Annotated in this window: 6 protein-coding genes; 3 read left to right on the plus strand and 3 right to left on the minus strand. The window is 53.1% G+C overall.

From position 1 onward, the window contains the following. Positions 1 to 120 precede the first annotated feature (120 nt). Genes ACR0IM_RS24275 through ACR0IM_RS24285 form a run of 3 tightly spaced genes read left to right on the plus strand, consistent with a single transcriptional unit; the run spans position 121 to position 4,143 of the window. Positions 121 to 1,539 (plus strand): alkyl/aryl-sulfatase, encoded by a 1,419-nt coding sequence (locus ACR0IM_RS24275; RefSeq protein WP_480683466.1) that lies wholly within the window; start codon positions 121 to 123, stop codon positions 1,537 to 1,539. Positions 1,540 to 1,587: 48 nt separating this feature from the next. Then, entirely contained in the window at positions 1,588 to 3,282 is a 1,695-nt protein-coding gene (locus ACR0IM_RS24280) for a SulP family inorganic anion transporter (RefSeq protein ID WP_480683467.1), read from the plus strand. Further along, positions 3,283 to 4,143 (plus strand): hypothetical protein, encoded by an 861-nt coding sequence (locus tag ACR0IM_RS24285; protein WP_480683468.1) that lies wholly within the window; start codon positions 3,283 to 3,285, stop codon positions 4,141 to 4,143. A gap of 62 nt (positions 4,144 to 4,205) precedes the next feature. Here ACR0IM_RS24285 and ACR0IM_RS24290 read toward each other — a convergent pair whose 3' ends face one another. The 3 genes from ACR0IM_RS24290 to ACR0IM_RS24300 form a co-directional block, all read right to left on the minus strand. Beyond that, positions 4,206 to 4,784, minus strand: a complete 579-nt coding sequence (locus tag ACR0IM_RS24290; RefSeq protein ID WP_170621342.1) for a DUF3611 family protein — start codon at positions 4,782 to 4,784, stop codon at positions 4,206 to 4,208. Positions 4,785 to 4,865: 81 nt separating this feature from the next. Next, the gene (locus tag ACR0IM_RS24295; protein ID WP_058284048.1) at positions 4,866 to 5,384 is read right to left on the minus strand and encodes a DUF1269 domain-containing protein; all 519 of its coding nucleotides are present in this window, start codon (positions 5,382 to 5,384) and stop codon (positions 4,866 to 4,868) included. A 93-nt stretch (positions 5,385 to 5,477) separates the two neighbouring features. Beyond that, positions 5,478 to 6,404, minus strand: a complete 927-nt coding sequence (locus tag ACR0IM_RS24300) for an alkyl sulfatase dimerization domain-containing protein (RefSeq protein ID WP_480683469.1) — start codon at positions 6,402 to 6,404, stop codon at positions 5,478 to 5,480. Between the last annotated feature and the right edge of the window lie 90 nt (positions 6,405 to 6,494).

Raw genomic sequence — 6,494 nt, forward strand, 5'->3', positions numbered from 1 at the left:
ATCTCCACTCCTTGGCGGTTACGATGAGCCAGAAACCCTCTCTTATCAAATCGACCTAAACTGTCCCATTGGCGCTGACGTCAGACAATCATCGCTCCCGTTGGCTTCATGGACAATACGGTGTCCGAAAACGTTTATGCTGGTAACGCTATGAATCGCAGGGCTTATTACCAGTACGGTATTCTACTACCCGTTGATCCACATGGCTATGTCACACAGGGTCTGGGGCAGGCTGCATCACGTGGCGCTGTGACTCTGATTGCCCCTACGCGGATCGTCTCAAAAGACTATGAGGAATTCGAGGTGGATGGCATTCCGATGGTTTTCCAAAACACGCCGGATACTGAGGCGCCGTCGGAAATGAACACCTACATTCCCGGCATGAAGGCTTTGTGGATGGCCGAAAATGTCACCCACTGCTTGCACAATATCTATACCCTTCGCGGCGCTCCGGTACGCGATGCGTTGGTTTGGTCAAAGTACATAGCGCAGGCCTTGTACCGATTTGGTCAAGAGGCCGAAGTTATGTTCGCCGCGCACCACTGGCCGCGATGGGGAAATGCGAGGATTCAAGAGGTGCTGCGGGCGCAGCGCGATATCTACGCGAATATGAACAATCAGGTTCTTCATCACGCAAACAACGGCGTCACAATCAACCAAATCCATAACGTCTACAAAGTCCCCGAGGGTCTTCAGAAACACTGGCACGCTCGCGGTTACCATGGCTCACCTGAGCATAACAGCCGTGGTGTAATCCAGCGATACCTCGGATTTTGGGACTGTAATCCTGCAACACTGATTCCGCCTTCACCGGAAAACTCAGCGCCGGTTTACGTCCGACTGATGGGCGGGGCCGAGGCAATTGTCGCCAATTGCCGTGAAATGTACGACGCTGGTGACTATTTGATGGTTGCTGAAATTCTGAACAAGGTTGCGCTTGCCGAACCCGAAAACGAAGTCGCTCGTGATCTTCTCGCGGATGCCTTCGAGCAAATCGGTTATCAGCAGGAAAACCCTGGGCTTCGCAACTCATTCTTGGCGGGGGCTTTTGAATTGCGATCCGGTATCCCTTCCGGGCAGGCCGTCAAAACAACCAATCCTGACGTTATGCGCGCCATGTCGACTGAGCTGTTCCTGAACTTCCTCGGAATCCGGCTCGATAGCGAAAAAGCTAAGGGGCTGAGGTTTACGATCAATCTGAGAACTCCGGATAATGGAGAGGAATTTATTGTCGAACTGGAAAACGCGACGTTAACGAACACAAAGGGGTATCAGGCTGAAACTGCTGACCTGACGCTGGCGATTGACCGCGCAAAGCTGGAAGAAACTCTGGCCGGAGAGAAGAGTTTTGAGCAACACATTGCCGAAGGATCCGCGCAGATCACGAGTGACCCCTCCATTCTGAAAACACTGGCCAGTCTGCTGGTGGATTTCGACCCAAAATACGAAGTCTTTCCGGGCACACGCGCCAGTGATGAACAAGCCATTGAACACGACCCCTATGACGCGGAAGAACTGAAGGGCGTGGTGCCTGAGTGATGTGGTGCTCCCGCGCCGAATACCCAAAATATACTGGATCGCGGCTGCATGCTTGACGGGTTGAAGATTGATCGCAGGAACGTGGTTTCGGATCTTGTCGCAGGTGCCACGTTCGCAATCGTCAACGTTCCGCAAGGAATGGCCAATGCTGTTCTTGCGACCGTCAACCCTGTCGCTGGTCTTTACGCGCTAATGGTCGCCATGCCCGTCGGCGCAATCTTCACCAGTTCCGTTTTTATGAATGTATCAACGACTGGCGCACTATCGGTTGCCGTCGGTGAGGCATTGTATGGGGTTGAGGACGATAGAAAGATCGGCGCATTGATTGGCCTGGTTATGATGATTGGGATGGTGCAGTTGATTTTTGGACTGCTGCGTATGGGGCGGCTGGTCCGATATGTATCCAACTCGGTGATGACAGGATTCATTACCGGTATTGCAGCTCTGATCATTCTTGGCTCTATTCCTGATATCACTCGGTTCGAGAGCGCACAGCCAAATCATTTGTTGCGCCTTTCCGATACCGCTTTGAACTGGCGTAGTTTCGATACCGCTTCGGTTACTATCGGCGTGGCCACAATTGTCCTTATTTTTCTGATCCAGCAAACGCGATTAAGTAAGTTCTCGCTGATCCTTGCTCTGGGTGCGACAACCGGGTTGGCCACGCTATTTCAAGGCGGCTCGATCGTGCTGGTGAAAGATGTCGCGATCATTCCCCGAAGCTTGCCCACGCCAATGCTGCCGGACTTAAGCTACTTTCCAGAACTGATCCTGCCCGCCATTGCCATCGCAGTGATCGGGTTGGTACAGGGCGCCGGTGTTGGTCAAAGCTATCCGAACCCCGATGGGCGGTTTCCAGATACTTCGCGTGATTTCGTCGGCCAAGGCGCGGCCAATCTCACAGCAAGCGTGTTTGGTTCGATCCCTTCAGGTGGGTCAATGTCGGGAACGGCTGTCAGTGTTCAGGCCGGAGCGTGTTCGCGCTGGTCAAACATCTTTGCAGGCGTAACAGTGGTATTGATCGTCTTTTTGTTCGTGGACATGGTCAAGCTTGTTCCCATGGCCGGTCTGGGTGGGCTTTTGTTCGTAGTGGGCGTGCAGAATGTCCAACCCAAGTCTATTGCCGTCATTTGGCGGACCGGAACGATGGCCCGTGCTGGTTTTACTGCGACGCTGGTGGCAACGCTGTTATTGCCGCTGCAGTTTGCAATCCTGTTGGGCATCGCAATCTCTTTCGTTCTTCAAATTCTGCGCTCCGCTAACCAGATCGAAGTTCGGCAGATCTCCTTGGTCGAAGGGGGCTTCCCAATAGAGCGGCCTGGTGCGACCGCTCTTGAGGAAGGCGAAATTACGGTTCTTCGCATTCGCGGAGAACTGTTCTTTGCGTCGGCGCAGGCTCTTGAAGCTCAGTTGCCCGAAGCAGATACGGGACGCCATTCAGTGGTATTATTGGTGCTTCGTGACGTTGACGACTTGGGAAGCACGATCATTCGATTGCTAAGCCGATACTCTAAAGAGCTTGAACATCACGACAGCAAGCTGGTTTTGACCGGTGTGAACAACAAGTTGCAAGGGCAATTGAAACGAACCGGACTGCTGAAGCGATTATCGCAAGAGAGCATCTTTGAGGAGCAACCTGAAATCGGGGCGGCGCTGAATGATGCCATGGAACAGTCCCGTATTTGGATCGATGCGAAACGCAGTCAGTCATCCAGCATTTCGGGATCAGAAGGACGTAAATAGATGCCCGAAGTCGTGTTGATTTTTACAGGTGTTGTCGTTTTTGCTCAGATGTATGGGCTGGGAACCCGGCAAGAGGTTGGAAGCATTCGTGCGCTGTTGTCCGATACTTCGCTTTTGTTTCGTTCCCTGATTTCAGTTCTCGTCGTGATGCCTTTGGCAACACTCGTTCTAATTATTTTGCTTCCCGTGCGTCCTGAGGTTGCTCTGGGTTTGGCCATCTTGGCCGCTGCACCCGGTGCGCCTCTCACAACGCGCCGGTCCGAAGCCGCAGCCGCCGATTTCAACTATGTTGGGTCATTGCAGTTGCTTCTTGCTCTGTTGGCAGTGGTTTTTACGCCGTTTGCGCTGTTCTTATTTAGTCATCTGCCCCAGGTCGCGGCTACTCCTGTTTCGTTGGGTACTGTGGCCGCTCAGGTCGGGCTGGTGACTTTTCTACCGGCAGTGCTTGGATGGGCATCGGCGCGCGCGGTACCGCGATTGCGAAATCGCCACAACAAGGTGGTGGCGATTGTGTCCAAGGGACTTTATCTCTTGTTCCTTGCCGCTCTTTTGACCGCGCTGGCGCTTTTGACGGACCTACGGCAATCACTTGCAATTGGGTGGGCCACCGCGTTTTCGGTCGTCATACTTTGTGCCGTCGCGTTAGCGAGTGGCTACACGCTTGGGGGGCCGGTCAGATCGAAAAGAGCGGGCCTTGCCATCGCAACAATTGCGAGGAACATAGGATTGTCTCTCTATATTGCTGAACAGTCCGAAATATCTTACCCGGCAATTCCAACAATCCTGCTTTTTGCGCTGATCGGGGTTTGTATGGCTTTACCGGCCTCGGTCGTGTTCAAGCGGTTTTTGGGTGGCTCATAGCACGACTATCTGCCCTACTCTGGAATTCGGTAAGGTTTCGCGAAAGCAAGTGCATTGCCTATTCAGGCGTCTTTTCCGCCCAGAGAACGAGAGATCAGGAAAACGATACGCAAAGAAATCGCCACAACAAGCAACTCAGCGGTCAGCGTTAAGAGTAGGGTCATGATGCTTACTGCATCAACCGCCGAAATCGTGTAGGGGCTGGCACCGGTTTCAGCTGCGGATATCTGCAAGCCAACTTGAGGGTTGGCCAGCATTGTGACCAGAAGCGCAAAAGCTGCTCCAAACAATGAAACAATTGTCAGAACAGCGCCGATCGTTCCGACCCAAACGCCGATCCACACGCGACTTTGAAGCCGGGCGGCTGAGGGGTCATCTCCAGTCTCTTTCAGCTTTCGTCCCAAAGACAAATAATGCCAACACCAAAATGTGGTGAAAGCGGGCAGGATCAAACCCAAGAAGGACAACACGTTGCCCACGCCTGCGCCACCTCCGACAACGCCAAGGACAACGCCGCCCAGTACAACGACAATGATCAAAAAAACCAGCTGAACCCAGAAACCGATCTGGCCAAGCTTGACGAGCGCATCTGCGACGCGCCCGGTGTTTTCCCCATGCCAATTAGCGGATTCGCCTACCATATTGCAGTGCTCCCAACCTAAACCCTATGATTTGAAGAAGGTCGTCCACACTTTGGCTTGGCGACCGATCTCTATCAAAAATCACTGGCTATGCGCAGCGGCGAGCGCTTCGCGGAGTTTGTCTTCTTGTTCCTGCGATAGGGACGTCTGAAGTATCTTCGGGTCGTATTGTTCGATCTCGGCGATCACTTTGTCCGGTGTGGCCTTGGCGACAAGCAGAAACAGAGCCGATGAATTTGGTTGGATGGTCTCGCCCAGTTCTTTGATGAAATCATCATTGATGCCGTAATCGGAAAGGGACCCTCCAAGCGCTCCCATTGCCGCCCCGGCCAAACCTCCCACTGCCATGCCGGCGAGTGGGTTGAGAACAAGAATACCGGCCAACATACCAACTATTGCACCGGTGCTCAGGCCCGTACTGGCGCCAATTCGGGTCATGTTCACTGACTGCTTAATGTGTATGTCTCCCTCTTCGGGTCGCACAACGACGCAGGCGTCCAGCAGGTCGATCAATTCCTGTTTTTTGAGCTGTCGTAGTTTTGTCAAAACAGCATCTGCACTGTCGACACCATCAAATGAAAGAACAACAAGATCAGCCATTGGAGTCTCCTCGGGTGATTTGGATTACATCGTTAAAATCGTATTGGAGTGTAAAAGTGGGTAACGCGGGTCCGAAGGGACCCGCGCAAAACATCATTCGATAACGACCTGACCAGTCACCGCCTGCAACGGCTCGGCCTCTGCTACCTCGGTTGGACCGGTACTTGTCCCAGGCAAAACTTCGAACAGAGGATCGAACTCAACCATGGCTCCAGCGAGTTTGATCAGAACGCTGACGTCACCATCAGCCGTTGCGCGACCGTCGGCCAGCAAGTCCTCGAAATCAGCCTCTCCGGTCATCACAAGTTCCAAATCGGATCGGTTCAAGGTTAGAGTCAGATCTGGCTCATCGAAGGCGAAACCTTCGACATTTGTGAGTGTTGCCTTGGCCAGCTCGATCGCAAACATCTCACCATTGTCGGGTGTGCTTAGGTTCATCGTAAACTCGATGCCTTCGGCCTTGCGGCTGTCCATCTTGATCGCAAGGAAATCAAGGAACAGCTCAGTCGACATCGCGCGTATCACCTCTGGGCTGGACGTGTCGGCCGTTTCACCGGTGGGGATGCCAGAACGAAGTTCATAGGCACCGGACAGGAAGCTGTTCCGCAGGCCCGGGTTCTCTTGCTGGTAGCCAAGCTGTTCGTAAACGTCTGCTAACAAATCTTTTACTTCCTGATCTGATGGATCCGACAGGAACAGTTTGTTCAGAATCTCGGACGCTTCGAAATATTGCCCTGCATTGTGTAGTTCCAAACCCTTGGCCATAATTGGATCTTTGCCGCCCATCATCTCGACGTAGAGCGGAGCTGAAGCTTCTGGTTCTAACGGTATCAGGGTCGCGGGATTGCAATCCCAGAATCCAAGGAACCGCTGAACAACGCCGCGCGAATTGTGCTGAGGTGAGCCGTGATAGCCACGTGTATGCCATGTCTGCTGCAAACCCTGTGACGGCTCATAGTGGTGATGTATCTGGTTAATCGTCACGCCCTGATTGGCCAGATGCAGGGTCTGGTTATTCATGTCTGACGTCAGCGCCAATGGGACAGTTTAGGTCGATTTGATAAGAGAGGGTTTCTGGCTCATCGTAACCGCCAAGGAGTGGAGATGAGA

It is taken from the genome of Ruegeria sp. BF6 (assembly GCF_056538665.1).